At 46.3% G+C, this 25,861-nt stretch carries 28 protein-coding genes; 4 read left to right on the top strand and 24 right to left on the bottom strand.

Annotated features, from left to right (window positions below):
• Positions 1–12: 12 nt before the first annotated feature.
• The 5 genes from amj to NSU05_RS02370 form a co-directional block, all read right to left on the bottom strand.
• A complete protein-coding gene (amj, locus tag NSU05_RS02390; protein WP_015715258.1) occupies positions 13–822 on the bottom strand; it encodes a lipid II flippase Amj in 810 nt (269 codons plus the stop codon).
• A gap of 505 nt (positions 823–1,327) precedes the next feature.
• Positions 1,328–1,750 carry a pyridoxamine 5'-phosphate oxidase family protein gene (locus NSU05_RS02385; RefSeq protein ID WP_015252796.1) on the bottom strand — a complete coding sequence of 141 codons (423 nt, stop codon included), beginning with the start codon at positions 1,748–1,750 and terminating at the stop codon, positions 1,328–1,330.
• A gap of 77 nt (positions 1,751–1,827) precedes the next feature.
• Positions 1,828–2,379, bottom strand: coding sequence for a GNAT family protein (locus NSU05_RS02380; protein ID WP_038428371.1), 552 nt, complete (start codon positions 2,377–2,379; stop codon positions 1,828–1,830).
• 87 nt (positions 2,380–2,466) lie between these two features.
• Positions 2,467–2,970: a D-lyxose ketol-isomerase gene (gene lyxE, locus NSU05_RS02375; protein ID WP_003234400.1), complete on the bottom strand. Its 504-nt coding sequence runs from the start codon at positions 2,968–2,970 to the stop codon at positions 2,467–2,469.
• 15 nt (positions 2,971–2,985) lie between these two features.
• The gene (locus NSU05_RS02370) at positions 2,986–3,846 is read right to left on the bottom strand and encodes an SDR family oxidoreductase (RefSeq protein ID WP_038428370.1); all 861 of its coding nucleotides are present in this window, start codon (positions 3,844–3,846) and stop codon (positions 2,986–2,988) included.
• A gap of 154 nt (positions 3,847–4,000) precedes the next feature.
• Here NSU05_RS02370 and NSU05_RS02365 point away from each other — a divergent pair, with 154 nt between their 5' ends.
• On the top strand, positions 4,001–4,597 hold the full coding sequence (locus NSU05_RS02365; protein WP_038428368.1) for a class I SAM-dependent methyltransferase: 597 nt from the start codon (positions 4,001–4,003) through the stop codon (positions 4,595–4,597).
• 19 nt (positions 4,598–4,616) lie between these two features.
• Here NSU05_RS02365 and NSU05_RS02360 read toward each other — a convergent pair whose 3' ends face one another.
• From NSU05_RS02360 to pbpC, 4 genes are all read right to left on the bottom strand, one after another.
• Positions 4,617–6,128, bottom strand: coding sequence for a class I adenylate-forming enzyme family protein (locus NSU05_RS02360; RefSeq protein WP_038428367.1), 1,512 nt, complete (start codon positions 6,126–6,128; stop codon positions 4,617–4,619).
• A gap of 211 nt (positions 6,129–6,339) precedes the next feature.
• Positions 6,340–8,424, bottom strand: a complete 2,085-nt coding sequence (gene mtlR / locus NSU05_RS02355; protein WP_038428366.1) for a mannitol operon transcriptional activator MtlR — start codon at positions 8,422–8,424, stop codon at positions 6,340–6,342.
• 185 nt (positions 8,425–8,609) lie between these two features.
• Positions 8,610–9,512 (bottom strand): aldo/keto reductase family oxidoreductase, encoded by a 903-nt coding sequence (locus NSU05_RS02350; protein WP_033883703.1) that lies wholly within the window; start codon positions 9,510–9,512, stop codon positions 8,610–8,612.
• A 100-nt stretch (positions 9,513–9,612) separates the two neighbouring features.
• The gene (gene pbpC / locus NSU05_RS02345; protein WP_033883702.1) at positions 9,613–11,619 is read right to left on the bottom strand and encodes a penicillin-binding protein 3; all 2,007 of its coding nucleotides are present in this window, start codon (positions 11,617–11,619) and stop codon (positions 9,613–9,615) included.
• Positions 11,620–11,769: 150 nt separating this feature from the next.
• Here pbpC and NSU05_RS02340 point away from each other — a divergent pair, with 150 nt between their 5' ends.
• The gene (locus tag NSU05_RS02340) at positions 11,770–12,057 is read left to right on the top strand and encodes an antibiotic biosynthesis monooxygenase (protein ID WP_003234413.1); all 288 of its coding nucleotides are present in this window, start codon (positions 11,770–11,772) and stop codon (positions 12,055–12,057) included.
• A 5-nt stretch (positions 12,058–12,062) separates the two neighbouring features.
• Here NSU05_RS02340 and NSU05_RS02335 read toward each other — a convergent pair whose 3' ends face one another.
• The 9 genes from NSU05_RS02335 to NSU05_RS02295 form a co-directional block, all read right to left on the bottom strand.
• On the bottom strand, positions 12,063–12,308 hold the full coding sequence (locus NSU05_RS02335; protein ID WP_003240256.1) for a YczI family protein: 246 nt from the start codon (positions 12,306–12,308) through the stop codon (positions 12,063–12,065).
• A gap of 172 nt (positions 12,309–12,480) precedes the next feature.
• A complete protein-coding gene (gene lipC, locus NSU05_RS02330) occupies positions 12,481–13,122 on the bottom strand; it encodes a spore germination lipase LipC (protein WP_033883701.1) in 642 nt (213 codons plus the stop codon).
• A 63-nt stretch (positions 13,123–13,185) separates the two neighbouring features.
• Complete coding sequence (locus NSU05_RS02325) at positions 13,186–13,938, bottom strand: IclR family transcriptional regulator (protein WP_014475834.1); 753 nt, start codon at positions 13,936–13,938, stop codon at positions 13,186–13,188.
• A 15-nt stretch (positions 13,939–13,953) separates the two neighbouring features.
• Entirely contained in the window at positions 13,954–14,961 is a 1,008-nt protein-coding gene (gene pxpC / locus NSU05_RS02320) for a 5-oxoprolinase subunit PxpC (RefSeq protein WP_003234419.1), read from the bottom strand.
• Between the two features lie 2 nt (positions 14,962–14,963).
• Complete coding sequence (gene pxpB, locus NSU05_RS02315; RefSeq protein WP_014475832.1) at positions 14,964–15,686, bottom strand: 5-oxoprolinase subunit B; 723 nt, start codon at positions 15,684–15,686, stop codon at positions 14,964–14,966.
• A 44-nt stretch (positions 15,687–15,730) separates the two neighbouring features.
• Entirely contained in the window at positions 15,731–16,504 is a 774-nt protein-coding gene (locus NSU05_RS02310; RefSeq protein WP_082098088.1) for a putative hydro-lyase, read from the bottom strand.
• 23 nt (positions 16,505–16,527) lie between these two features.
• Positions 16,528–17,742: an NRAMP family divalent metal transporter gene (locus tag NSU05_RS02305; protein ID WP_003234422.1), complete on the bottom strand. Its 1,215-nt coding sequence runs from the start codon at positions 17,740–17,742 to the stop codon at positions 16,528–16,530.
• Positions 17,743–17,756: 14 nt separating this feature from the next.
• A complete protein-coding gene (gene pxpA, locus NSU05_RS02300; RefSeq protein WP_003234423.1) occupies positions 17,757–18,530 on the bottom strand; it encodes a 5-oxoprolinase subunit PpxA in 774 nt (257 codons plus the stop codon).
• Positions 18,531–18,735: 205 nt separating this feature from the next.
• A complete protein-coding gene (locus NSU05_RS02295; RefSeq protein ID WP_003234424.1) occupies positions 18,736–19,485 on the bottom strand; it encodes a phosphoglycolate phosphatase in 750 nt (249 codons plus the stop codon).
• Between the two features lie 132 nt (positions 19,486–19,617).
• On the opposite strand from NSU05_RS02295, the gene NSU05_RS02290 reads away from it, so the two are divergent.
• Positions 19,618–19,782 (top strand): hypothetical protein, encoded by a 165-nt coding sequence (locus NSU05_RS02290; protein ID WP_032678934.1) that lies wholly within the window; start codon positions 19,618–19,620, stop codon positions 19,780–19,782.
• A 32-nt stretch (positions 19,783–19,814) separates the two neighbouring features.
• Here NSU05_RS02290 and NSU05_RS02285 read toward each other — a convergent pair whose 3' ends face one another.
• Positions 19,815–20,207: a 3-hydroxyacyl-ACP dehydratase FabZ family protein gene (locus NSU05_RS02285; RefSeq protein ID WP_015252806.1), complete on the bottom strand. Its 393-nt coding sequence runs from the start codon at positions 20,205–20,207 to the stop codon at positions 19,815–19,817.
• 84 nt (positions 20,208–20,291) lie between these two features.
• Between NSU05_RS02285 and NSU05_RS02280 the strand changes: the two genes are divergently transcribed.
• On the top strand, positions 20,292–20,900 hold the full coding sequence (locus NSU05_RS02280; protein WP_029726564.1) for a dienelactone hydrolase family protein: 609 nt from the start codon (positions 20,292–20,294) through the stop codon (positions 20,898–20,900).
• A gap of 59 nt (positions 20,901–20,959) precedes the next feature.
• Here NSU05_RS02280 and lepB read toward each other — a convergent pair whose 3' ends face one another.
• From lepB to NSU05_RS02255, 5 genes are all read right to left on the bottom strand, one after another.
• On the bottom strand, positions 20,960–21,523 hold the full coding sequence (gene lepB / locus NSU05_RS02275; RefSeq protein ID WP_038428365.1) for a signal peptidase I: 564 nt from the start codon (positions 21,521–21,523) through the stop codon (positions 20,960–20,962).
• 134 nt (positions 21,524–21,657) lie between these two features.
• Positions 21,658–22,722 carry a tartrate dehydrogenase gene (locus tag NSU05_RS02270; RefSeq protein ID WP_082098067.1) on the bottom strand — a complete coding sequence of 355 codons (1,065 nt, stop codon included), beginning with the start codon at positions 22,720–22,722 and terminating at the stop codon, positions 21,658–21,660.
• A gap of 90 nt (positions 22,723–22,812) precedes the next feature.
• A complete protein-coding gene (locus NSU05_RS02265; protein WP_003234438.1) occupies positions 22,813–23,934 on the bottom strand; it encodes a mannitol-1-phosphate 5-dehydrogenase in 1,122 nt (373 codons plus the stop codon).
• 1 nt (position 23,935) lies between these two features.
• Entirely contained in the window at positions 23,936–24,367 is a 432-nt protein-coding gene (locus NSU05_RS02260) for a PTS sugar transporter subunit IIA (protein ID WP_003246714.1), read from the bottom strand.
• Between the two features lie 24 nt (positions 24,368–24,391).
• On the bottom strand, positions 24,392–25,828 hold the full coding sequence (locus tag NSU05_RS02255; protein WP_038428364.1) for a PTS mannitol transporter subunit IICB: 1,437 nt from the start codon (positions 25,826–25,828) through the stop codon (positions 24,392–24,394).
• Positions 25,829–25,861 lie beyond the last annotated feature (33 nt).

Genomic DNA, 25,861 nt, shown 5'->3' with positions numbered 1-25,861 from the left:
CAGCCTTTTTTATTAAAACCACTTTGTCAGCCACGCGATATAGTAGGCCCCCGGAATAAACATGAGCTGGGCGAGGAGTGTGCCCGCCACCCTTGATGTGACCATTGTGACAGAGGTCCATTTTAAATAGAGATAGCTTCGTTTTCCTTTTGCCACATCATCAGCTAGAACGGATACTTTAGGATCAACAAAAATGGCCAGCAGCATCGTCGCAATTCCGTTGATCAAACCTGAAGCCATGACGGCTGTCGTGCTGCGCTCCGGCGCCAAAAGGCCTGCGTATAAAGCCGAAAGCACACCAATCGTATAAATCGATGTGATCAGCATGTTGATGACAAACAAACGCTTCGGAATCAAGCGCATATGAAATCCTTTTACATATGAAATGGACGGCAGACGTAAATAGGAAAGGGCATTTTTGAATCCTTGTTTCGAGAATCCCTTTCGGAATACTTGAAAAACAGAGCCGCCGCCGCCCGCCAAGTGAATAATCGCCCGTGAAAAAAGAGCGACAAAAGACGGGAGCAGGATAATGCCCAAAATGGTGCCGACTGTCGATCCGAAAATTAAAAAGCGGAACTGCTCCCCTACAATCGCCAGTGCGTTTTTTCCAGCATCATCAATTAAATGCCCAGTAAAGGGCTGCTGCACCATGTTCGACATTCTGGATACGATGACCATGACATTAAACAGAGAAAGCGCGGACGCAATAAATCCAACGCGGGCTCCGGAAAGCCTTGTGGCATAGGCTAAGGTTTCTATCGAGTGAATCAGCAATAAAAAACAAAAAATAAAAAGTACTTGTGTTGTAATGACATGCACGTTATTCTTCCTCCAATTTCATCCTAGAGATAAGACTGGAAAGAAGACAAGGAGGTTTCAGTACGATGTGTTTTTTGCAATAAAAAAACCGTCCGGCGTACGCCGGGCGGTTTGTCTTATTCTTTTCTATACGCAAATAAAGATTATATCATCCGCCAAGTCAGGCGGGTTAGATTCATAAAGCATTGTTCCGAAGAATCATTCTGGAAAGTAAACACCATGGAAATTTCTTGAACACAAGACAACGAAAGCCCTACCTCTCAATCGTCACTGCGGCTCCGAAGCCGCGCCGGTGTGAATTGTAAAACAAAAAAGTCTTTTTTCCATCTCATCGTTAGGGGCGATTTGTTATGAAGGAAAAGAATAAGGGCAGCTGGTTATGCTGCTTGGGAAGCGGTAAGCTTCTCTCTCAAAACAGAAAAAAGAAGTTTACTTTCTTTTTTATTTGCTTATTTTTCTTACTAGCTATTCATAATAACATATCGCCCCTGAAAACACAAATTTTTTATAGTTTGAGTGAGACCGGTGTTTTCTCCCCGGCATTCATTAATCTGATATCCTCCGGTTCAATTTCAAGAATCACCAGATTCGGATCATCCTTGCCGTCAAACCAGCGCTCTAATTTGGAACTCCATATTTTGTCCTTGAGTTCTGCCGAATTGTTGATTTTGGCTTTTCCGGCAACTTCGACATATGCGTCGCCAAAACCTTCACAATCATAGCCTAATAAAATGTGGACATTGGGGTTGTTCTCAATTTCTTCTGCTTTATGAGTTTCCTTGCTTGTCGGTGTGTAAATCGTCAGCCCGTCATGGAAAAAAGTCATGTAGCGGGAATGCGGTTTGCCCTTTTGAACTGTTGCGAGCGAACCTACTTTATGGTGATCTAGAACATCAAGCACTTTTTGTTTAATGTCTTGCTGATTCATCTCGAATCACTCCTTTTTAACGTCTCCGCTGTTACTTTTCCACATCCGGGGAAGATTTAAACAAGAAAGTGTGCTCTTTATTTATCGCCTTCCCATTCACGCTTTAACAGACTGTAGTAGACGAGGTCGTGATGCCTGCCGTTTACGTATAAGCCATCCCGTGCCCTTCCTTCCTCTAGAAACCCGAGCCGCTCCGGAACCGCTCTGCTTTTTTCGTTTCCGACAGCCGCACAGATCGCCACACGATTCAGCTCAAGCTCTTCAAAAGCATACGTAATGAGTTTTCGGCAGGCAGCTGTAATAATGCCTTTCCCTTCAAATTCTTTGGCAATCCAATATCCGATTTCCGCCTTACGATTCACTTGATCAAGGTTATGCAGGCTGATCATGCCGCATAGGCTGCCGTCATAAAGGAGCCCCGCCTCAATGCCGTTCAGGTCGGCATACTGATGCCGCCATTCTGGAATGATGGTTTCTCTGTACGTGTCAGCGCTGCTTGGATTTTCCGCCCAAAACAGCCACTGGCTGAGCCGCTGCTGATTTTGGATAATGAGGTCGGCCAGCCGCTCCGCATCATTCGGCTCCAATAATCGGATGGTGATGTGCTCATTTACCTTGCAAGTGAACATCGCTTCGCCCTCTTTCCTTTTTTACCCATTATATCGATGATTCTGTTTTTTTCAATACAAAAAAGGATGGGCTGCTAAGCCTCATCCTTATATTCTTGGATCGGTAAAGATATCATGTTTATCCGTGCTCGTCGATGACATTTCCGTCACGACGGCACCTTCTTCCCCGGCCTGGAACCAATGCTTTGTATTCGGGGGGATTGTATATTGCCCGCCCGGTTCTAGCTCAATTTCGTGCCAGACCGTATAGTGTTCTCTGTCTTCCTGAGGAGGGAGAACTTTTGGAAGCGGCGTTTTTTCTCCTTCTACGTAAAGATACACTTTTCCGTAGCGGCAGCGGAAGGTCTCCTGCTTGCCTTCCTGGCCGTCGACCGGCGGATGGCGGTGTTCCGGGCAAGTCTGTCCCGGAAACAGCACCAATTCCTTTGAACAATAACGGTCTGTATTGACGTAGACGAAGAGCTGGAGCCCGACTTTTCTTTCTTTTCCTAAGCCGTAATCCATCAGCTGGATTTGGTCTACTTCCTCGTCCGTTAATACAATCCCTGCTTTTTGATAGTAGCTGTTCACTTCTTCTTTCGTGATGCCCATATGTCTCACTCCCTCTTATGTCGTCACAAAGTTTCCGCCGTTGACATGCAGGGTCTGTCCTGTCATGTAAGAGGACTCATCTGATGCCAGAAGCACATAACAGCCGACGTGCTCAACAGGCTGTCCAGGACGGCCCATCGGCGTATCTTGCCCAAATTGAGCAACTGTTTCTTCAGGGAACGTAGCTGGGATTAGTGGCGTCCAGATTGGACCCGGCGCGACTGCATTTACACGGATGCCGTCTTTAACAAGCGCCTGCGCCATTGTTCTTGTAAAGGCGTTGATCGCCCCTTTTGTCGCTGTATAATCAATCAGTGTCGGGTTCCCTACGTACGGGTTGATGGATGTCGTATTGATGATGGCGCTGCCCGGTTTCAGGTAATCAATTGCTTTTTTAGTCAAATAAAATTGAGAATAAAAGTTTGTTTTGAATGTGCGGTGAAGCTGTTCGCTCGTAATCTCTTTGATGCTTTCCTTCGGATGCTGTTCACCTGCATTGTTGACAAGGATGTCAAGGCCGCCTAGTTCCTTGACCGTTTTTTCAACCGCTTCATTGCAGAATTCCTCTTCACCTACGTCACCAGTAATCAGCAGGCATTTTACGCCTTCTTGTTCAACACGTTTCTTCGTCTCCTCAGCGTCTTCATGCTCATCCTTATACACAATGGCGATGTCTGCGTCTTCCTTTGCATAAGCGACGGAAACCGCGCGTCCGATCCCGCTGTCGCCGCCTGTAATAAGAGCTACTTTTCCTTTTAATTTGTCTGCTCCTTTATAATCCTCGTACTCATACACCGGACTCGGATTCATTTCGCTTTCAATTCCCGGCTGGCGACTTTGAGTTTGTGCCGGCAGTTCTTTTGGATAATTTGCCATGATGATTCTCCTCCTTTGTTTTCATGTCTATTTGTTGTGTACCTCACACACTCTTTGGATAAACATGGCTTGGCACCTTCGCATTGCTTTATCAGAAAAATGTTTCACATGGAACGCTTGGAGGAAATAACTCAAAAAGGGGGTTGGTTGCTGAATGATTAACATGCTTTCTAGAAGATTCAGCAGGCCAAAGGGCGTCATCGGCATGATTGCCGGGTACATCATGGCTGCTGAAAATCAAACACTGAATCAGTGGACAATCAATCAGCTGGGTATCACGCGCGGGGACAGCATTTTAGAAGTCGGGTTTGGCCCGGGATACTGCATAGAGCAGGTGCTGAAACGCGAGAAGGATGTTCAGCTTCATGGGATTGATGTGTCAGAGGCCATGCTGAAGCTGGCCGCCCGCAGAGTGAAATCCAAGGGTGTGCGCCTGATACAAGGAAGCATCGAGACATTTCCTCTCCCCGCCTCGTTTTATGATAAAGTGATTTCCGTTAACAACTACACCATTTGGAATAACCAAACAAAAGGCATGAAACAGATTTATCGGGCATTAAAGCCAGGCGGCAAAGCAGCCATTACGATGCAGCCGCGGGAAGCGGATGCCAGTCCTGAGAAAACCAAATCATTTGGAAGACAGATGATTGCTGACTTTAAAGCAGCCGGCTTCGAAGACACTGATATACAATTTAAGAACATTAAGCCTGAGCTTTCCGTCTGTGCAACTGCAAAGAAGCCCGCCACATAAAGTGGACGGGCTTCTTCTTTTATGAATGTACAGCCTGATTGCGCAGGACGTCTTTTTTCACCTTGCCAAGGTTGTTTTTCGGCAGTTCGTTAACAAATTCAACTTCAGGTATTTTGTAAGCGGACAGGCGTTCTTTACAAAATGCGATGACATCCTCTACCGTGATGCGCTGGCCGCCATTTTTCACGATAAAAGCTTTCGGTTTTTCACCGTAAAGCGGGTCAGGAATACCGACCACAGCCGTTTCAAGGATTCCCGGGATCTGCTGGATAACTTCTTCAACCTGATCAGGATAGACGTTATCGCCTCCGTAAATAATGACATCCTTGTAGCGTCCCGTGATGAAAATAAAGCCATCTTCATCCACATATCCTGAATCTCCGGTTCTAAACCATCCGTTTTGCAGCACTTTCGCTGTTGCTTCAGGATTGTCTTCATAGCCTTTAAATAAGAATGGAGTATGAACAACGATTTCGCCGATTTCTCCTTGAGGAAGTTCTTCTCCGGTCAGAGGATCTTCCACTTTGACTTTAACACCTGCCACAGGTTTTCCTGCAGATGCCGCTTTATCCATTCCCATATCAGGCGTCCATGTGCTGATGCCCCAAGCCTCAGTACTTCCATAGCCATGCGCAAGCGGAATGCCAATATCAAGATAGCGGCGTATTAGGCTGCTCGGCACTTTTGTTCCGCCTGTCATTAAAATAACAAGCGAAGATAAGTCAGTTTGGTGCTTTTCCCACGCCTCAAGCAAATACGTGTAGAACACAGGAAGAGCCATCACGGTCTGAATCTTCTCTTCTTCAATGACCTTCAGCATGTGAACAGGATCTTGATCCTTTGTAAACACAAAGGTTGTTTCTGCAAACGTTCCAAGCATGATGCAAATGAGCGCACTCGTATGATAAATCGGATGGCACGCGAGAAAACGAAGGCCCTTCATGCGTGCTATTGAGCTGTTGGATTTTTTAACATATCTGTATATGCCGCCATGTGTAATCATGCATCTTTTCGGGTTTCCCGTTGTTCCAGATGTAAACATCAGAAGTGCTGTATCATCAGGTGAAACCATTTCCGTCTCTGGCAAATGATCAGGACCTGCAAACAGCGCTTCAAATTCAGCAGATGTTTCGTAAGCTGTTCCTGTTTCCATTGTTACACACAGTGAGGACAATTCAGGAAGAACTTCATCCAGTATCTCTTTAAACTCCGCTCCGTAAAACATCGCTTTCGGTTCACTTGCTTTTAAAATGCCTGTCATTTCATATGGTTTCAGCTGCCAGCTGACAGGTACGACAACAGCACCTATTTCAAGTGCGGCGAACATAACAGTTGAGGCGGGATGGCCGTTTTTGCAAAGCAATGCAACACGGTCGCCCTTTTGAATTCCTTTTTGAAGCATGGCATTCGCCAGCTGATTAATCCGTTTACGGTAACCTTTATATGTCAGTGTATGGTCTCCGCTTTTTACAGCCTCTATTTCTTCGCTATTCGGCATGTCATGCAGAATCAGATGCTGTAATGTTTCCATATCGTCATCTCCTATATTCTCTTGAATCTTCAATAATTTGTTAGATTTTCTTCCTTACCTCACCCATTTTAACCCAAAAAAGATAACTTGTAAAACTATTTCATTTTGGAATTATTCCAATACTGAATGATAAAATAGTCCCACATTTTCTTATTTTGTTCCCCCTCCACAGAAAAACACACGCCAAATTTTTGACGTGTGCCATGCAGGTTTACAGTATGTTTTTTTCTTTCATCCATGTGAAAAATATGCGGTTTAACCGCTGATACAATTCTTGTTCTCCTTCTTCCTGAAACCCCGCCATGCTTTCTCCGCTCTCGATAATTGCCGAGCTGATCGCGCTTAAAATCTCCGACCCTTCAGCGGATAATGAGCTAGGCGCCATCATGACGAGGATGCGTGTCATCCTGAGGGTATTTCCGTCCATGCCATCCACTTCATAGGGGGTGCTGAGATCAAACATTTTGAAAAAAGGCAGGACGATTTCATCATTTTTGAGATGATAAAGCGCCATGTTTGTTCCGGGGATTCCCAATCCCCCTTGTTTCTCCCGCTCAGCCAGGCAAACCGCGGCTTTTTCCGGATCACGGATCAGGCCATCCTTCTTCAGCTGTTGAAAAAGCTCTAGCAGAAGCATGCTATGGTCCGGGTTTGTTTGGAGTTGAGCTAGCGTAAAATGGCGCAGAACATCTTGGATAACTTCCATATACCGCCCTATGCTTTCCGCCGCCTCCAGCATGTCAGGTACATCAGCTTGCTGCGCCTCTTCCTTCGGGCTTCTTTTTTTGTTAAGAATAAGGGGGATCTTCCGCTTGATATACTGCTTGACCTGGTTTGCGTCTTCCTCATTTAATAGCGGGCTGACCATGATGTAATCAATGTTTTCATAAGGAATCGGTACAGTGGACACAATCATATCATAGGCTTGAACATCCTTCCCCTTTAGCTCGATCAGGGATGACATATCAAACGATTCAATTTCCGGCAGCTCTTTTTTCAGTCTGGAGGCAAGCATTTTCGAGGAGCCGATCCCGCTTGAGCAGACGACAAGCGCTTTCACTTTTGCTTCTTCTTTTTTGATTTCAAGAGCCGAGCCAAAGTGAAGAACGATAAAAGCGATTTCATCATCAGAAAAGGACATGCCCGGAAAATACTTTTCGACGCCTTCTTCGATCGCCATATAAAGCAGAAAATAATCGCGCTTGATCTGTTCCTTCATCGGATTGTATATCTCAATATTTTCTTTTATGCGGCTGACGGCCGGCTCCAAATGGGCAATCAAGCCTTCATATAAAGAGTAGTTTTTCGTCAGATCCATTCTGATTTTGTCTGAAATAAAAGCAATGAGCCGCTTTGTTTGCAGGGCTGTTTCCAGCTCAATTTCCTGCGCTTTGTATTCTGTTTTGTATTTTCGATTAGCGCTTCGAAGGTGGATTGTAATATAGCCGACCTCCGCCTCTGGAATCGTCACGCCGAAGGCACGTTCAAGCTCGCCCGCGATTTCAAGAGCCGAACTGTATTCTTTCGCATTCTTCAGTTCCTCAAACTCATTTTGCTCCATGGTAATAGTTTCCCCAAGCTTAATTCGTTCGATCGCATACGTCAGATGGACGACGAGCGCTATATAGGAGCTATCGGACAATGAAAAAGCGATTTTTTCTTTGAGCTGAAATAAGATGCGCTCCATTTTTAACAGCTCACCTTTGCTGACAACCCCGAACATTTTCTCTGAAGAATCGGCTTTTCCTTTGATGTTTAATTCAACCGCTTCCAAAAACATTTGGATGTCGAGACGGTTCACAATCAAGTTGCCGACAATTTTCCGTTTCGCATTCTCCGGCCCTATAAGCTGGATGCCAAAACCTCTTTTGCGGATCAGTGTCAGTCCGAAGGGAGAAATCCACTTCTCGAGCTCATCTAAGTCATAGCTGACCGTGGCATTCGTCACCTGGAGATCATGAGCAAGAGTGTACAGTTTGACGGGCTCCTGAGACTCTAATAACGAACAAAGAATGAGCAGTTTCCGTTCGTCGGCGCTGTATTCATGCTGTTCATATGATAAATCAGTAAGCAGCTTTTGTTTATCCTCGGGACTTCCCACTGCTTTCAACCCTTTACCGGGCTGTTTATCTAACGTAAGCCCCACGGTTTCCATCAGCGGTTTAATTGATTTGAGTTCCCTGTGAATGGTTCTCGTGCTGACTTGCATCAGCTCAGCAAGCTCAGTTACGGTTATATATCTGTTTTGTAATAATAAGTGCTTTAACAGCTTTTGTTCTCTGGCAGTCATATACATAAAAAAGACCTCCTAGCCAATCTTGATGTGCGGATGAAGTCGCAAGGAGATGCAGTAGAGGATATAGAGAGGTTTCCTTTTAATATAAAACGCTTTCAAGAAAGAATCAATCACTTATAAATGGTAATTTGGCACTATGCGGTGTGACAATATTGAAAAAGCATCAGCTGGTAAGCTGATGCTTTTTATGGAATATCGTAACCCTGTACGGCTGTAAAAATGCGGAACCATTGATCCTGGTCAAGCTTGTATGACAACGCATTTATCGCGGCGGAAATCCGCTCGCGCTTTCCGCTTCCGACAATCGGCATAATGCCGGCCGGATGCGTGAACAGCCATGCGTACATGACCTCGCCCAATGAAGCGGCGCCAATCTCTGCTTGAACGGATTCAAGCGCCGTGCGGACACGCCGGTCTTTTTCCGTGTCACCAGTGAAAACTTTGCCGCCTGCCAGAGGCGACCAAGCCATCGGCGGAATCCGTTTTTCCTGGCACAGGTTCAAAGTGCCGTCGAGCATATTTTCTAATTCGTATGCGGAAAGCTCAATCTGGTTGGTCACAAGCTTCTCAGGCAGATACGTTTCCAGCATCCGATACTGGTGATCTTTAAAATTTGAAACGCCAAAGTACCTGACCTTGCCAGAGCATTTCAAGGCCTGAAACGCCTCTGCTACTCCCTCCGGATCCATGAGCGGGTCCGGTCTGTGAATCAACAGCACATCGATATAATCCGTCCTAAGGTTCATAAGCGATTGCTCAACAGAAGCCAAAATATGCGATTTGCTTGTGTTATAATGATGCGATCTGTGAGCAGGCCGTTCAGGCGATTCAAGAACGATGCCGCATTTTGTGACCAGCTCTACGTTTTCTCTTAATCCAGGCGAAAGGGCAAGGGCGTTTCCAAACAGCTTTTCGCACGTATAGCCTCCATAAATATCCGCATGATCAAAGGTCGTGATGCCGTGATCGATACACCATTCAATGAGGCTCAGAAGTTCAGCATCTGAATAGTTCCATTCATTCAGCCGCCAAAGCCCGTGTATGACTCTTGAAAATTGAAGATCCTCCGCCAATTGAATACGCTGCATGCAAAATCCCTCTTTTCTTTGTATAAACCGGGTTTTGCCCCTTACTAGTTCATTCGGCCTCAGATCCCCTTTTTCCTTTCGCTCCTTTTAAAAAGACATTTTAATTCGATTGAAATTGCTTTTTCGCTTTCTCAACGACATAGTGGCTGCCGCCGCGGTCCTGCACATTTTGGATCATCATGGCGACAAGCAGGTCTTTGTTTTTGTAATCGTAGCCGACAAACCAGCCATTTTCCGTGCCGTCTTTATCATCTTTTGATGTTTTCAGCTCGGCTGTTCCTGTTTTCCCGGCCACTGTGATTCCTTTTACGACAGGCTGATACGCTGATCCGCGCTCATCTTCCACAACGCCTTTCAGACCTTTTGTAATGTCTGCCGCCCCTTCCTTCGTGACCACTTGCTTGTGCCAAACATCAGCTGTTTGTGAATCTTTTTTGATCAGCGTCGGTTTGACAAGGTCTCCATTGTCAACAAATGGCGTGTAAGCAGTTGCCAAGTGAAGCGGAGACATTTGCATTTGCCCTTGTCCGTAGCCTGTATCCGCAAGCAAAATGTCTGAATCAAGCTTGTCATTTGCAATAGACGATTTCTGGATCGGGAATTCATACGGAACGTCCTCTGAAAAACCGAATGTTTTTAAGCCTTTTGTGAAGGTGTCCGCTCCCATATCAAGCGCATTCTGGGCAAAATAAATATTGTCTGACGTAATAAGGGCGTTTTCCAAATCGACTTGTTGAAGTCTCTCAGACACACGTGTCACTGAATAGCCGCCCCAGCTCGAATCTTTTTGCCACTCCTTGCCTTTGATTGTTTTCTTCTCATCGGCTTTAAGGGTGCCGTTTTTGATTCCAATAGCAGCCGCAATCGGTTTAATGGTAGAACCTGGCGCGTATGTCTTATTGAATTTCGCTGAAAACGGATTGTTTTTATCTTTGTTTAGCTTTTTCCATTCCTTATCGCTCCAGCCGAAAATAAATCCGTTTGGATCGTAGGAAGGCGCGCTGACAAGGGCGAGTGTTTCGCCTGTCTTCGGCTGCAGCGCGACTGCCGCCCCGCTGTCATCCTTCAGTTCATCATACAGCTTCGTTTGCGTTTTGATATCAATTGTGAGGTGAAGATCCTCGCCGTCCTTTGCTTTCTTTTCAGCGATGACTTCCCCGGTTTGCGGCACGTAGATTTTCCAGCCAGTTGTGCCTCTTAGCTTGTCTTCATACACATTTTCAAGTCCGGCGATACCGATGTTAGACGTATCGCTGTACGTTCCTTCTTTCTTTTTCTTCAGTTCTTCCGCTGTAATGGCGCGGACATAGCCTGTCAAATGGGCTGTCTTTTCGCCATACGGATAGTAGCGGGAGCTGACATTCGTTCTTGTTACGCCTTGTAATGACGTCGCTTCAGAAACTAATTTCTCCTGGTCAGGCTTGACCTTTTTGAGCGGCACAAACGAATCGTCTTTTACCCAGCCTTGATCCAGCTTTTTCTTGATGTCGTCTTCAGTCAAATCAAGTTTTTTGGCGAGTTCTTTTATAACTTTCTCTTTTTTATCGCCAAGCTCTCCGGGAACAATTCCAATTTCCGGAACATCTGTATTGACAGCTAAACCTTTTCCATTTTTATCGTAAATTTGGCCTCGTTTCGGTTCAATGCTCATAATTTGCACGGTTTTGTCGTCAGCCAGCTGCTCGAAAATAAACGATGGGTCCCAATCTATATTCCATGACTCCTCGTCATCTGTTTTTTCTAATTTCAGCACAGCAGTATTCTTGAAGCTGACTTTGCCGGCATTTGTGTTCATGCTGACTTTATACGGGATATGTTTCATTGTCTTGTTGTCTTGATCGTCCTTATCTACTTCTCCCGCAGTGACTTTCAAATTTTTTACGCCAGCCTGCTCATAGATGGCTTTATACCTGTTGACGAAATCTTTTTTGGAGATTTCTTTTTTGACATCTTTAGTCAGGCTTTGATACATGTCATCGAATTGCTGATCGTTCCACTGTTTCACGAATGCTTCCATGCGATCCTCTGGTGAATCTGTTTTGGAGCATCCGATTAACCCAATCAATCCGACGCATAGAAATACTAGTAGAATACACTTTTTTAACATGACTTTCCCCTGCCTTCCACTTGTTATTTTCTCTTAATTGAATTGGTGCGTGCAAGATTTTTTTGAAAATGAAGGAAAAGTTCACCGATTTTGCAGAAATCTCCTATCGTTTGCTGTAGACTATTTGAAAAGACAGAAAGAAGGGATAGCATGGTCAGAGAGGCAGCAATGCTTCACATTAAAGAAGGCCTTGAACAAGAGTTTGAGGATGCATTCCGGCAAGCGGCGCCGATTATTTCCGGCATGAAGGGCTATATCACTCACTCATTATCAAAATGCATGGAGGAAACGCATAAATATCTGCTTCTTGTGGAGTGGGAAACACTTGAGGACCATACGGAAGGCTTTCGCGGTTCTTCAGAGTATCAAGAGTGGAAAGCCTTGCTTCATCGGTTCTATACCCCGTTCCCGACGGTCGAGCATTTTCAGGATGTGTAATAGATTTATATAATATGAAGTGTAAAACCGATAAGGGAGACAGACCATACAAAAACGGCGGTATAAATATTAAAAGCGCCTGAACCGTCATTTTCTTTTTTGCGTTCTTCAAGCCCCTGCATAAACATGACCGCACCAAGAAAGACGAGCATGACCGATTGGATAACAGAGGTGTGTTCCGTATAGTTAAAAGCAATAAGCGCCAGTATAATAATGATAACCGCAAAAGACATTTTAAAAATCCGAAACAAAAGGACCATCCTTCCTTATATACGAAATATTGAACGTTATGGCTATATTTGCCTACGCCCTCCATTATTCTAGCGCACTTTGTTTGTCTGTAGAACAGAAGACAGAGAATTTTAAGTTTCTTTTAATATTTCGATCACACATAAAAAACGCGCCTGTCATGAGGCGCGTTTTCTATGAAACTGATAATTCTTTATAGCCTAGCTTGTGAACGGCTTCAGCCATCGCTTGATAGCCTTTGCTGTTCGGATGGACACCGTCAAAGGACAGATATTCCTGTTCTTTGCCTTTGAAGATGCTATAGGCATCCGCGATTTTGACATGGGGTGCTGATGCAAGTGTTTCTAAATGTGAATTAAACGAAGTGATCCATTTGCCGGCGATATCAATTTCGGGAAACGGATTGTATAAGTTGAACACACGAATGGCGTACGGGGAAGGATTTTCTCCTTTAATCTCGGCGATTTCGGCAATCATCTTTTCAAAATTCTCATGGCAATGGGCGGATACACGGCTGAAAATCGTTTCATCCTTAGAGGTTTGGTAGGCTAAGACCGAATCGATGAGATCGTTTCCGCAACCTGTGATCGTTATCATATCAGCATCTCGAATGCATTTTTGCACATAGGGATATGACAGGAGTCCCAAAATCTCTTCTGTATTCAGGCCTGATCTGGCAAATATGTTTATTGCCGTTCTTGTTTTCAAGTCAGCTTCCATCATGTCCCCAAAACGCTGGACGAAGCCGGGTGAAAACAGCCCGGAGCCTCTCCCTGTCGTCAAGGAATCGCCCAGAGCTGTATATCGAAGCACCATGTTCTTTCCTCCACTCTTGAACGTCGATACGTTAATGTACGCAGCAGAGAAAAGATTGGCTACTTATGTATATCCTATTTTTCTTGAAATCTGTAAAGCGGCGTCCTTCACCTTTTCTGTTAAATAGGGCAGCCTGTCTTCTGTAAATCTCGCTTCAAAGCCTGCAATGCTAATGCCGGCTGCCACTTGGCGCTTATGGTTAAAGATCGGGGCGCCGATCGCCGCCGTATAGTTTTCGAGCTCTGAATAGCTGACAGTATAGCCATTTTGCACAGAGGCATCAATCTCCTGAAGCAGTTTTTCGGGATCGGTAATCGTTCCGGAGCCAATCGAAATGAGCTCGGTTTGTTTGATGTATGCTTCGATTTCTTCACGGGGAAGAAAGGACAGAATGCTTCTGGCGCACGCTCCCGCGTATAGGGGGGAACGCCTGCCGATCGCCGTATACAGCCGCACAGTCTGTGTCCCTTCTATTTTCTCAACGTATATCGCTTCATTGCCGTCTCTCATGATCAACTGCACGGCCTCATCCACTTCCCGGCACAGCTCTTCCATCACCGGTTTCGCTATTTTTCTGATATCCAGCCTGTCAGCGACAAGCTGTCCGAATTCCAAAAACACCAATCCCAGCGAATAAGCGCCGGACGCATCCCGACTGAGGAACCCCATTTCCTCCAAAGAGCTGACCATCCGGTGAACAGAGGTCTTCGGCATTCCTGTCAGCGCCACCAGTTCACTTAAGGTTAGGCTTGGTTTATGCAAAAACAAATTGAGCAGCGCCATAGATTTGACTACGGTTTTATTTTTATTCTGCATCATTCATCCCCTTTGCTATGTCAGCCATTCCATCTTCATTCTCGTTTTCAGTTCTTTTATATGCTGTTCCCGTTCTACCGCAAGCGCTTCTGCCTCCTGAAGGGACACAGGTTCAAACTGGACGTGCTCACCCGGCATGATTTGGGAAACAATCGGAAGATCAGCGGATATGATGTGCGCGATCCTCGGATAGCCGCCAGTCGTCTGCCGGTCTGCAAGCAGGATAATCGGGTTGCCGTCAGGCGGCACCTGAACTGTTCCGAATGAAACCGCTTCCGACACCATCTCAAGCGGGGCCTTCAGTTCGAGCGGTTCTCCTTTGAGCCTGTAGCCCATACGGTCAGACTGCGGCGTGACACGAAATGCTTCTTCATAAAAACGCGTTTTTGATTCTTCTGTGAAAAAGGCAAATTGCTTTCCTTCCAGCACCCGAATGACGGGATTCTTCTTCAATGGCAGAAATCTGCCGCGGCTGACTGACCACTTCGGTGCTGCAAATCCCTGTTTTCCAAGCTGCGAACTTAAGCGGGAAAGGATGGTTTGCGAAAGAGCTGACATCTCTCCAATGTTCAGTTCATCTTCTTTTTGAAGCGCTCTGCCATGAAGTCCGCCGATGCTTCCTCTGACGTATGTGCTTTTACTTTCCATGACGGCAGGCACCTCAATGCCGCCGGCTGCCGCCAAATAAGCACGGCTGCCGAGTTTGCAGGGGCCAAAGCTGACTGTGCTGTTTTCCTTGATGAGCACAGGCTTCCATAAAGGCGCTTCCTCGTCATTAATACGCAGCGTGAAGTCCGCCCCTGTCACAGCAATCAGTGTCTGTTTTGAAAAATGAAACGACGGACCGGGCCCCATCATCGTTATTTCGAGACCTGCTTCATTTTCGCCGTTTCCTATCAACAGATTGGCAATGCGCAGTGATACCGTGTCCATAGCGCCGCTGGCCAGAACGCCGTATTTTTGGTAACCCGTTCTGCCTATATCCTGAACCGTTGTGAGCAGTCCGGGCTTTAATACTTTCATGCTCAATTGGACTCCTCCTTATAGGCGTGATAGTCTTTTTCTGAGATGCGAACGAATTTCACAGTATCTCCCGCCCGCAGCAATGTCGGCGGGTTTTCCTGCGGCCGGAAAAGAGCCAGCGGCGTTTTGCCGATCAGCTGCCAGCCGCCCGGCGTTGAAATCGGGTAAACGCCTGTCTGCAATCCCGCAATACCGACCGAACCTGCGGGAATCGACGGTCTTGGCGATGATTTTCTCGGAGCTGCAATGCGTTTTGACATCCCGCCTAGAAAAGGAAAACCGGGCGCGAAGCCAAGCATATACACCACATATTCACCGTTTGTATGAATGTCGATTACTTCCTCCGGTGACAGCTGATTGATCTTCGCCACCTCTTCTAAATCCGGACCAAATTCACCGCCATAGCAGACGGGAATTTCTACAATACGGCGGTTGACCTCATAGTCTTCGGCTATTTCTGCCAGGCGCTCTTCGACATCGCGCTTGACCTTCTCAAAAGGTGAGCTTATGCCTTGAGGCAAATGCTTGTACACTTCATACATATCATAAAATACGGTTAGACTTGTAAAAGCTGGGATACATTCAATGAATCCCGGAAATGGCTGTTCTTCTATATAAGCGGCCGCGGCATGGACAATGCCGTTGACCTGTTCATTGATTTCTTCTCCGAATCGGATCATCATTGCAGAATCACCGAGCTGTTCGATTTGATATCGTACAGTCATCTTTCTCACCTCTTTTAATTCTCGTTCATCAGGATGACGAGAGGTTACAGCACCGCAAGCGACTCGTCTCGAATATCTGTGATGAGCATATGCCCCGGCGCATGTGTGATGACCATTTCAGGTTTTACATTCATAGCCACGGCTTGCGGTGTCACTCCGCATGCCCAAAAAACAGGAACCTCGCCTTCTCGAATGGGAACGGCATCTCCGAAATCCGGTTTCCCGAGATCGCGAATCCCGATTGCTCCCGGATTGCCGATATGGATCGGCCCTCCGTGCACAGCCGGAAAACGCGAGGTCACTTGCGCGGCACGTACAGCCAGCCGTTCAGGAACCGGTCTCATGCTGACAACCATCTGTCCGTGAAACGCCCCCGCCGGAACACAATCGATATTCGTTTTATACATCGAGACGTTTGTCCCCTCATCAATATGCCGGACAGCTATCCCATTATTGATCAGTGCCTGTTCAAAGGAGAAACTGCATCCGATCAGAAAGCCGACAAAATCGTCCTCCCAGTATGGCGTAATATCAGATACTTCTTCCGATAAGATACCGTGCCTGTAAATACGGTATTTCGGAAAGTCCGTTCTGATATCAGCATCCGGCGCAGCCAGAGACGGCACAGGCGAACCTGCTTCAGTCACATCCAGCACGGGGCAGGGCTTTTGATTTCGCTGGCAAAACAGCAGAAAATCAAAAGCAAGGTCCTTTTTCAAAACCACAAGATTCGCTTGGGCGTAGCCGCCGGACATGCCTGCGGTCGGCCCGTTTATTTTCCCCTCTCGTATCAGGGCGCGTACATCCTTCGGCGCCATTTTGTTTAATTGCTCCACTTATATCAGCTCCACAATTGAGGAAGTTGTGTACATAACGTGTAGATTCCCATAACTGCCATTACAATCACTACAAGCGCGCCTGTGCTTGTCAGCCAAAGCGGATGCTTATAATCACCGACAATGTTTTTCTTGTAGGCGGCAACAAGCAGCGTTCCGAGCGCAATCGGCAGAATTAAGCCGTTCAGTGAACCGACAAGGACGAGGATCTTCGCAGGCTGGCCGATTGTGACAAAAGCTAACGTAGAAACCACAATAAATCCGATAATAATACCGCGTGAATTCTTTTCAATTTTTGGAGAAAAGGTCTTGAAAAATGAAACAGATGTATAGGCTGCTCCAATAACAGACGTAATCGCCGCAGACCACATGATCAATCCGAAAATTTTATAACCAACATTTCCAGCAGCCAGCTTGAAGACAGAAGCCGCCGGGTTGCTTTCATCGATGTGCAGCCCTTTCGATACAACGCCTAGAACCGCAAGAAAAAGAGCGATACGCATGACAGATGTAATTAAAATGCCGACAACCGAGCTTTTTGTCACCTGCGGAATGGATTCCTTTCCTTTAATTCCGGCATCAAGCAAACGGTGTCCCCCGGCAAATGTGATATAACCGCCGACGGTTCCGCCCACTAGGGTGACAATGGCAAATATGCTGATGTGTTCCGGGACGAATGTATTTGCGACTGCCTGTCCGACCGGAGGAGCTGTCGTCGCCGCAACGTAGACCGTTAAAATAATCATCACGAACCCCGCGATTTGCGTAAAACGGTCCATCGCTTTTCCTGCTTCCTTGATGACAAAAATCAAAATGGCGATAACGGCACTGATTAAAGCGCCTGTTTCAGGTGTAATGCCGAACAGCACCTGAAGTCCCAGCCCGGCCCCTCCGATATTCCCAATATTAAAAGCTAGTCCGCCAAGCACGACGAGAATGGCGATGAAATACCCCAGTCCGGGAAGCACCATATTCGCAATTTCCTGACCTCGTTTTCCAGAAACTGCGATGATGCGCCACACATTGGTTTGGGCGAAAATATCTAAAATAATAGAGATTAAGATGACAAAACCGAAGCTTGCTGCGAGTGTGTTTGTGAATGTTGCGGTTTGGGTGAGGAAACCCGGTCCGATTGCTGATGTCGCCATTAAAAAGGCGGCGCCCATCAGCAATGACCAGCTGCCCGCTTTTTTTCCTGCTGTCTTTTTCTGCTGCTCCATCTATTGTTCCTCCTTTATGTTGACCTCTGTTCTGAAATAGCTGTCACTTCAATTCCAGCCGCTTTGAGCTGTTTTCTGATTTTTTGCGCAAATGTCAGCGCATGGGCTCCATCTCCATGAATGCAGACTGTATCTGCTTTTAATGACACATCATGTCCTTGCTGAGATTTGACCGCCCCTTCTTTCACCATTTTGATGACCTGGGTGACGGCGGCATCATCACTTTCAATGAGTGCGTCCGGCTGGGAGCGCGGTGTCAGCGTGCCGTCCGATTGGTATGTTCTGTCGGCGAACACTTCATTTGCGGTCTGAAGTCCGATCCGTTCTCCCGCTTTTACAAGCTCGCTCTCAGCAAGACCGAAAAGAATCAGGCCTGGATCAACCTTATAGACAGCTTTCGCGATAGCATCCGACAGTTTTTGATCGACTGCCGCCATATTGTATAAAGCGCCATGCGGCTTGACGTGCTGCATGTGAAGTCCCTCTGCTTTTAGAAAGCCAGAGAGCGCGCCAATTTGATAAACGACAAGATCATACGCTTCCTCAGGAGAAATCGCCATATTGCGGCGCCCAAAACCGAGTAAATCCGGCAAGCCCGGATGCGCACCCATTTTCACGCCTCTTTCTGCTGCAAGCGCGACGGTTTTTCGCATAACACTAGGATCTCCTGCATGAAATCCGCATGCGATATTCGCTGATGTCACATACTCTAAAATATCTTGGTCAAGGCCTATCTTGTAGGCTCCGAAGCTTTCTCCTAAATCACAGTTTAAATCAATCTGAAACACAGAATCCCTCCTGCCAAAGCAAACGATATGCTTTATGTCATTTATTGTCCCGAAATCCGGAACGACTATTCCGAATTTTTGAACTTTATTTCATTATAAGTGAATCATATCTGTTTGTGAAATACTTTTGTCAGAAAACCTACCATGGTCCCAGAAGAAAACCTGCCAAACTAAAAAAGAGAGTCCATCTTAGGACTCTCTTTTTTTATAGTACCCAATGGCGAATCGCTTTAGCGACACCATCCTCAATATTTGTATCCGTGATATAATCAGCCGTTTCTTTTACGATGTCTTGCGCATTGCCCATTGCGACGCCAAGACCCGCTTCTTTGATCATCGCAATGTCATTAAGGCTGTCGCCCATCGCCATCACATTCTCCATTGTAAAGCCGAGTTTTTCCGTAACCTTGGCAAGGGCTGCAGCTTTGTTGATGCCAAGCGCGTTGACTTCAATGTTTGTCGGACTTGAATTTGTGATTTCGAGCTCTTTGTTTTTTCTCAGCTCCTCAAGCACTTCGTTTCGGATATCGTCATCCTCGATGTCAAAGCCGAATTTGAGCCATTCATGATCCGTAATGTTTTCCGGAAACTCGCCTCTCCATACTTTATTCACCGTAGAAGCCCAGAAATTAGTGTTGTGCTTATTCCGCAAATCCCACATCATTTGAATATGGTCCGTATGAAGCAGCTTCCGTTCCACCAAATTAAAATTCGAATCCCAAATTTCACTGCCGTTTGCCGTGATTAGAAAGGATGACAGCTTTAGCGATTCCGCCAGCTCCCGGCACGTCATCAGCGTCCGGCCCGTGCTGATCACCACATACACACCTTTATCCTCCGCTTCACGAATGGCTTTGCGGTTTTCATCCGAGATCAGCTGCTCGTCGTTCAGCAGTGTACCATCCATATCAATTGCGATCAGCTTGATATCTACATCTTCTCTTTGAACAGACATATATGTACCTCTCTTTATCTTTTTGTTGTGCTTCTCTCTATTCTAATACATTATACCCAGCGGGACAAAAAAGCGATTTCCTATGTTTGAGGAGAACGGATAAGAGGAAAACAAACGGTGAGGTGATCAAACATGACAGAAAGAAAACAGCAAAACAAACCAAATGAAAACCCCGAGCACAACGACTTAACCGATCCGATTCCTAATGAAGAGCTGAAGGAAAATATGAATGATGAAAAACACAAACGCCAGCAAAGAGATAACTCTCAAAGCGAACGGGATTACGACACAAAATAGAACCCCTCACAAAATGTTGTGAAGGGTTTTTTTCATTTTTCAATATAGATGCCGATTTCAGCTTCAGCAACAGGCTGCTCTCCAACTGATGCCTTGGCATGTCCGAACACAAACCCGCGCCGATTGCGCGTGACTTCAAACGTAAGATCAAGCCGGTCACCAGGCACAGCTTCTCCCAGCTTTTCCGCTTTCTTCACCGAAGTCAATAATCCCAAGCTGTTCTCATCTGTAATTCCTGTAAAAGCCGCGGTTTGCGCAAGCGCTTCAATCACAAGTGAAAACGGCATTTCTGTTTGCGTATCAGTGATAAACCAGTCGTTCTCACTAATCAGCTTATAAGCTGCCGCATGTTTGCCGGGCTCGCTATCCGTCACGCCATCAATAAACAAAAATGGATAGCGGTGAGGCAAAGATAATGAGTTCATTTTATATCTCCTTTTTTGACCATTATATCTCAGCCTAAAGTGAAACGATAGGATATAATGGAAAAAACACAAAAGGAGGCCGTTATGTCCCCAAAACCGCTTGTCATTCTCGTACACGAAATATACGGTGTAAACAGCCATATGAAAAAGATGGGCCGGCTGATCAAAATGGCTGGATATGATGTGTTGACGCCCAACCTGCTCGGCGAGAATGAAGTCTACACACTGCAAGAAGAAAAAACGGCATACGAACAATTTACAAAACACGAACGGCTGAAAACGGGAGAAACCATCATCCAGAATGTGATCAGGCAAAACGCCGGACGGCACATCTTTGTGATTGGATTCAGCGTGGGGGCTACTATCGCATGGAAATGCAGCAGTATGCCTGAGGTGAGCGGATCGGTTTGTTATTACGGTTCCCGGATACGCGACTCTCTTCATCACGTGCCAGCCTGCCCGGTCCTATTGTTTTTCCCTAATTATGAGCCGTCGTTTGACGTAGCGCTTCTTATCAAAAAATTGCGGGAAAAACAGCATACCCATCTTGAGATTTATCAATTCGATGCGCTTCACGGCTTCGCCAATCCTGATTCTGTTTATTTCAACAGGGCCCTTTTCTTCAAAACGCTTTCTATCATAAAAAACGGGGCGGAAAGCCGGCTCCGCACCGTTTCATCATCATTTTTTTAAACGTGCACGGCGCTTTATTATCGGTGCCGTCATGTTCCATGTTCTTTTTGCATTGCATTTTATTTTGCCTGTCTCATCTCACCGAATGGATAAAAGACGAGAGATTCAGTACCGATGATATCGTCTTCAGAAGGCATGCCCATTCCGTTTCTGCTATCCAGTGAATTGAGACGGTTATCTCCCATCACAAAATATTTACCGGAAGGAACCTCAACTTCGAAGTCACCTGTTAAGGTTACACCCGACTCTTTGACCTCCTGTTTATATTCCTTTAAGTATGGTTCTTCCACCTTTTTATCATTTATGTATAGCTGATCATTTTTCATTTTAATGCTGTCACCAGGCAAACCGATTAAACGTTTGACAAATGAGCGGCCGCTCTTTTTGTCATGAATGACTATGATGTCGCCTCTGTGAAACCCGCCAATCCATTTGACTGCTTTATCAACCAGAATTCTTTCTGAGTCTTTAAGCGTTGGGGCCATTGATGATCCTTCAATAAGAAAAGGCTTGTAAAACACCAATCTAATCGTAAAAATGAGAGCTGCGATCATAATGATACTGAGTGCAACGATCGTTTTGATTTTTCTTTTTTTCTTTAACGTGATTGTTTTTGCATTCAACTTCCTTCACCCGATGCTTTCCTAAGAATTCCAAATTATTATACAGCATTTGGATCTGCTTGGTTAGACTTTCGTGGAAATTTTCGTAAGGAAATGGACAGGCCGAGGCAGCCATCTGCCACCGGCCTGATTCATCAGAGCTTTCTTAAGCGCGAACAGATTTCATCAGTGACCTCAGCCGTTGTGCTTTGTCCCCCAATGTCGCGTGTTTTGATGCCGTCGGCAGTCACTTGCTCCATTACATCCAGAATGTTCGCCCCCAGCTCTTCCTCTCCGAAGTGGTCTAGCATCAGCTTCGCTGTCCAAATCTGGCCGATCGGATTGGCAAGGCCCTGTCCGGCAATGTCAGGAGCTGAGCCGTGAACCGGTTCAAACATGGACGGATATTTGCCGGATGGATTGATGTTAGCAGAAGGCGCAATGCCGATGCTTCCCATCAGGCTTGAGCTGATGTCGGTTAAAATATCACCGAACAAGTTGCTCGCCACAATGACATCAAACGTTTCCGGACGCGTCACAAAAAAAGCGGCCAGCGCATCAATATGCTGAGATGATGTTTCGATTTCGCTATAATCAGCTGCTGTCTGCTGAAAGACTTCATCCCAAAACGGCATCGCGTGATAAATGCCGTTAGACTTTGTGGCGCTTGTCACATGGCTGCGCCGTTTTTTTGCCAATTCGAAGGCAAAGCGCATGACACGTTCTGTCGCTTTTCTCGTAAACACGGCATTCTGGATGGCGATTTCATCATCGCCTCTGTGAATGCGCCCGCCGACTTCACTGTATTCACCTTCACTGTTCTCGCGAATCACCACGAAGTCAAAATCATTTGGATGCAGAAGCGGCGACGTAATGCCTGCCATTTGTTTGGCGGGTCTCATATTAATGGAAAGCTCAAGCTCCCTCCGGATTTTCAGCAGCAGTCCCCATAACGATATATGATCGGGAACCAGCTTCGGATTTCCGACGGCTCCCAAAAAAACCGCTTCAAATTGAGTAAGCGTATGTATTCCATCTTCGGGCATCATTTTGCCGTGCTCCAAGTAATAATCACAGCTCCATGGAAAAGCCGTGAATGAGAATGACAAACCTCCGTGTACCTCAGCGGCTGTATGAAGCACTTTCTCAGCAGCCGCTACAACCTCTTTTCCTACTCCGTCTCCCGGTATTGCCGCAATCTCGAATTGTTTCATCGTCATTCTCCTCCCCCTGTTTTCGTAAGCGCTTTCTATTATACTAGATTGCGAGATAGTAAAAAAAGCCCGTGACATTGTGTCACGGGTGATCGGTTATTGATTAAGTTTCTTTAAAATGATGGCGTGCAACGGTTCATGGGACTGAATACCGCACACCTCTTGAAGTACGCCGCTGTATCCTTTTTCTTCAATCAGCGCTTGCAGTTCAACCGCTTCAGGGTCACCGGTGAAATCGAAGCGCAGGGCTGCGGCAATTCCTTCCGCCAGTGCATTCGGCTCTTTTATTTTCTTTGCCGGGCCTACAAGTCTATCATTTTCTCCCAGTTTTCTGAGAGGTGACCTCGCTACGCGGGTCACATCGTCCGAAATGAAAGGATTTTCAAAGCGGCCGATGATTTTTTTGATATATTGTTCGTGTTCAGTTTGCTTAAAGCCATACGATTTGACGAGATAGTCACCAGTTTCAAGCAGCGCCGAATGAACAACACGGCGGATTTCCGGATGATCGATTGCTTCTTTGACCGTCTTGAGTCCGCGCTGATAGCCGACATACGCTGTCACCGCGTGTCCGGTATTGACCGTAAACAGCTTCCGTTCGATGTACGGCGTTAAATCATCAACAAACAGTGCGCCGTTTATGACTGGTGTTTTCCCTTTAAAGCCTGATTCATCAATGACCCATTCGAAAAATGGTTCAACCGATACTTTCAGCGGGTCTTCATGATGCTGAATCGGGACGATCCGGTCAACGGCAGAATTCGGAAAACCTACCGTTTCACTGACGGACTTCTGCTCTGCTTCCGTTAAATGGCTGTATATTTCTTTCTTTAAGAAGCTGCTTCCGCCAATCATATTTTCGCAGGCAATGATATTCAGTGTGTCTGCAGTGTTTCTCCGTCTTAAACCTTCTGCGATAGATGGAGCAATCAGCTTCAGCACATTCGGACCGACAGCTGTTGTGATGAGCGCCGCCTCATTCATCAGCCGGTACAGCTCTTCGGGCTGACTGCCGCTGTTAATCGCGCTGACCGGGCCAATGACCTCTGATGAACGTCCCTCTTCTGCCAGTTCTACTGTGTATTCTTTTTTTTCGTTGAGGAGGCTGACCATCGTGTCGTTTACATCCGCAAACACCACATCATAGCCGGAGTGGTGAAGCAGCGCGCCGATAAACCCTCTCCCAATATTCCCCGCACCGAAATGTAATGCGATCATGTCAGTTCACCTCGTTGAAAATGGCGATCAAATCTTCTTCGCTTTTAGCGGAGATCAGGCGTTCAATATTTTCTTCTTCTGAGCAGATAATGGCGATATTAGACAAAATGTCTAAATGCTCATTGTTTTTACCCGCAATGCCGAATACCACTTTTGCCGTGTTGCCTTCTCCGTACTCAACGCCCTCTGGAATCTGTATGATTGAAATTCCAGAGTGAAGCACCTCGCTTTTCGCTTCTTCTGTGCCGTGTGGAATGGCAATGAAATTCCCCATAAACGTAGAAGACGTTTCTTCACGTTCAAACATTTTGCTAATGTAATCCTCTGTCACGTAGCCGTTGTCAATCAGCGTCTGGCCTGCCAATTTGATGGCCTCTTCTTTTGATGATACCGTTTGATTGAGTTTAATATTTTCCTTTGCGAGTACTTGCATGAGTATCACTCTCTTTCTATAAGATTACTTTTTCAGCTTTTCAATCAGCTCGTCGTATTTCGGGCTGTTTAAGAAGTTATCCACTGATATGTGCGTCGCGTTCGGCAGCTTTGCTTTCGCGCGGTCTGTTAAATCTTTGTGGGTGATGACAATATCCGCATCGCTTGGCAGATTGTTAATGGCCGTGTTGGTCACACTGATGTCAAGCTCCGCTTTTTTCACTTTGTTTCTTAAGATGGATGCCCCCATGGCACTTGATCCCATTCCCGCATCACACGCAAAGATAATTTTGTTCACGCTTTCAGGAGACAGCTCAGACGCTTCTTCTGCTTTGGCTTGTTCCGCCTCTAAAGCAGCTGCTGCTTGGCTTTTCTTCCCCTTCATGGACTGCATTTTTTCTGTTGCGGCAGCCAAGTCTTCTTCACTAGCTTTTGAGGATTTCAGGATCACTGCTGAAACGATGAACGATACAGCTGCAGCGACCAATACACCCGCCAATACCCCGAAATAGCCTCCTCTTGGCGTCATTGCCATCAATGCGATAATGCTTCCCGGTGACGCTGCCGCGACAAGTCCGGCATTAAAGATCGTAAACGTTAAGAGTCCGCTTGCTCCGCCGGCAATGGCTGCGAGAATCAGGGCCGGTTTCATCAGAATGTACGGGAAGTAAATCTCGTGAATCCCTCCGAAGAAATGGATGATCGCCGCACCGGGAGCCGTTGATTTTGAAGATCCTTTGCCAAAGAACATGTACGCCAGCAAAATGCCGAGCCCCGGTCCAGGGTTTGCTTCTACTAAAAACAGAATTGATTTTCCTGTTTGGGATGCTTGCTCGATTCCGATCGGGCTTAAGATTCCGTGGTTAATGGCGTTGTTGAGGAACAACACTTTCGCCGGTTCTACAAAAACACTGGCTATCGGCAGTAAATTAGCGTGTACAATGACTTCCACACCAGCCGCCAGCAATTTATTTAGCGTCAGGACAACCGGGCCGATGGCGTAAAACGCGAGAATCGTTAAAGCCGCGCCGACAATCCCTGCCGTAAAGTTGTTGATCAGCATTTCAAAGCCTTGTTTGACTTTATCCTTGAATAATTTATCAGTCTGTTTAATGAGGTATCCGCCAAGCGGACCCATAATCATTGCGCCTAAAAACATTGGAATATCCGATCCGACAATCACCCCAATTGCCGCTGTCGCTCCGACAACTCCGCCGCGGTGGTCGTAGATCATTTTTCCGCCTGTATACGCTATCAAAAGCGGCAATAAATACGTAATCATCGGGCTGACCAGCGTGTTCAGCTGTTCATTCGGAAACCATCCTGCCGGAATAAACAGCGCGGTAATGATACCCCACGCGATAAACGCGCCGATATTCGGCATAATCATTCCGCTCAAATAACTCCCAAAGCGCTGCACTTTCACTTTCATGCCGCCTTGCTGCTGTTCTTGCTGCTGCATATATAAACCCTCCCTGTTTTGTTTGTCGCTGTA

This window comes from Bacillus sp. EU52, from assembly GCF_037964975.1.
GTDB classification, from domain to species: Bacteria; Bacillota; Bacilli; order Bacillales; family Bacillaceae; genus Bacillus; species Bacillus subtilis.
Note: the sequence above shows the minus strand (reverse complement) of the source record. Positions and strands in the feature narration are given on the sequence as shown.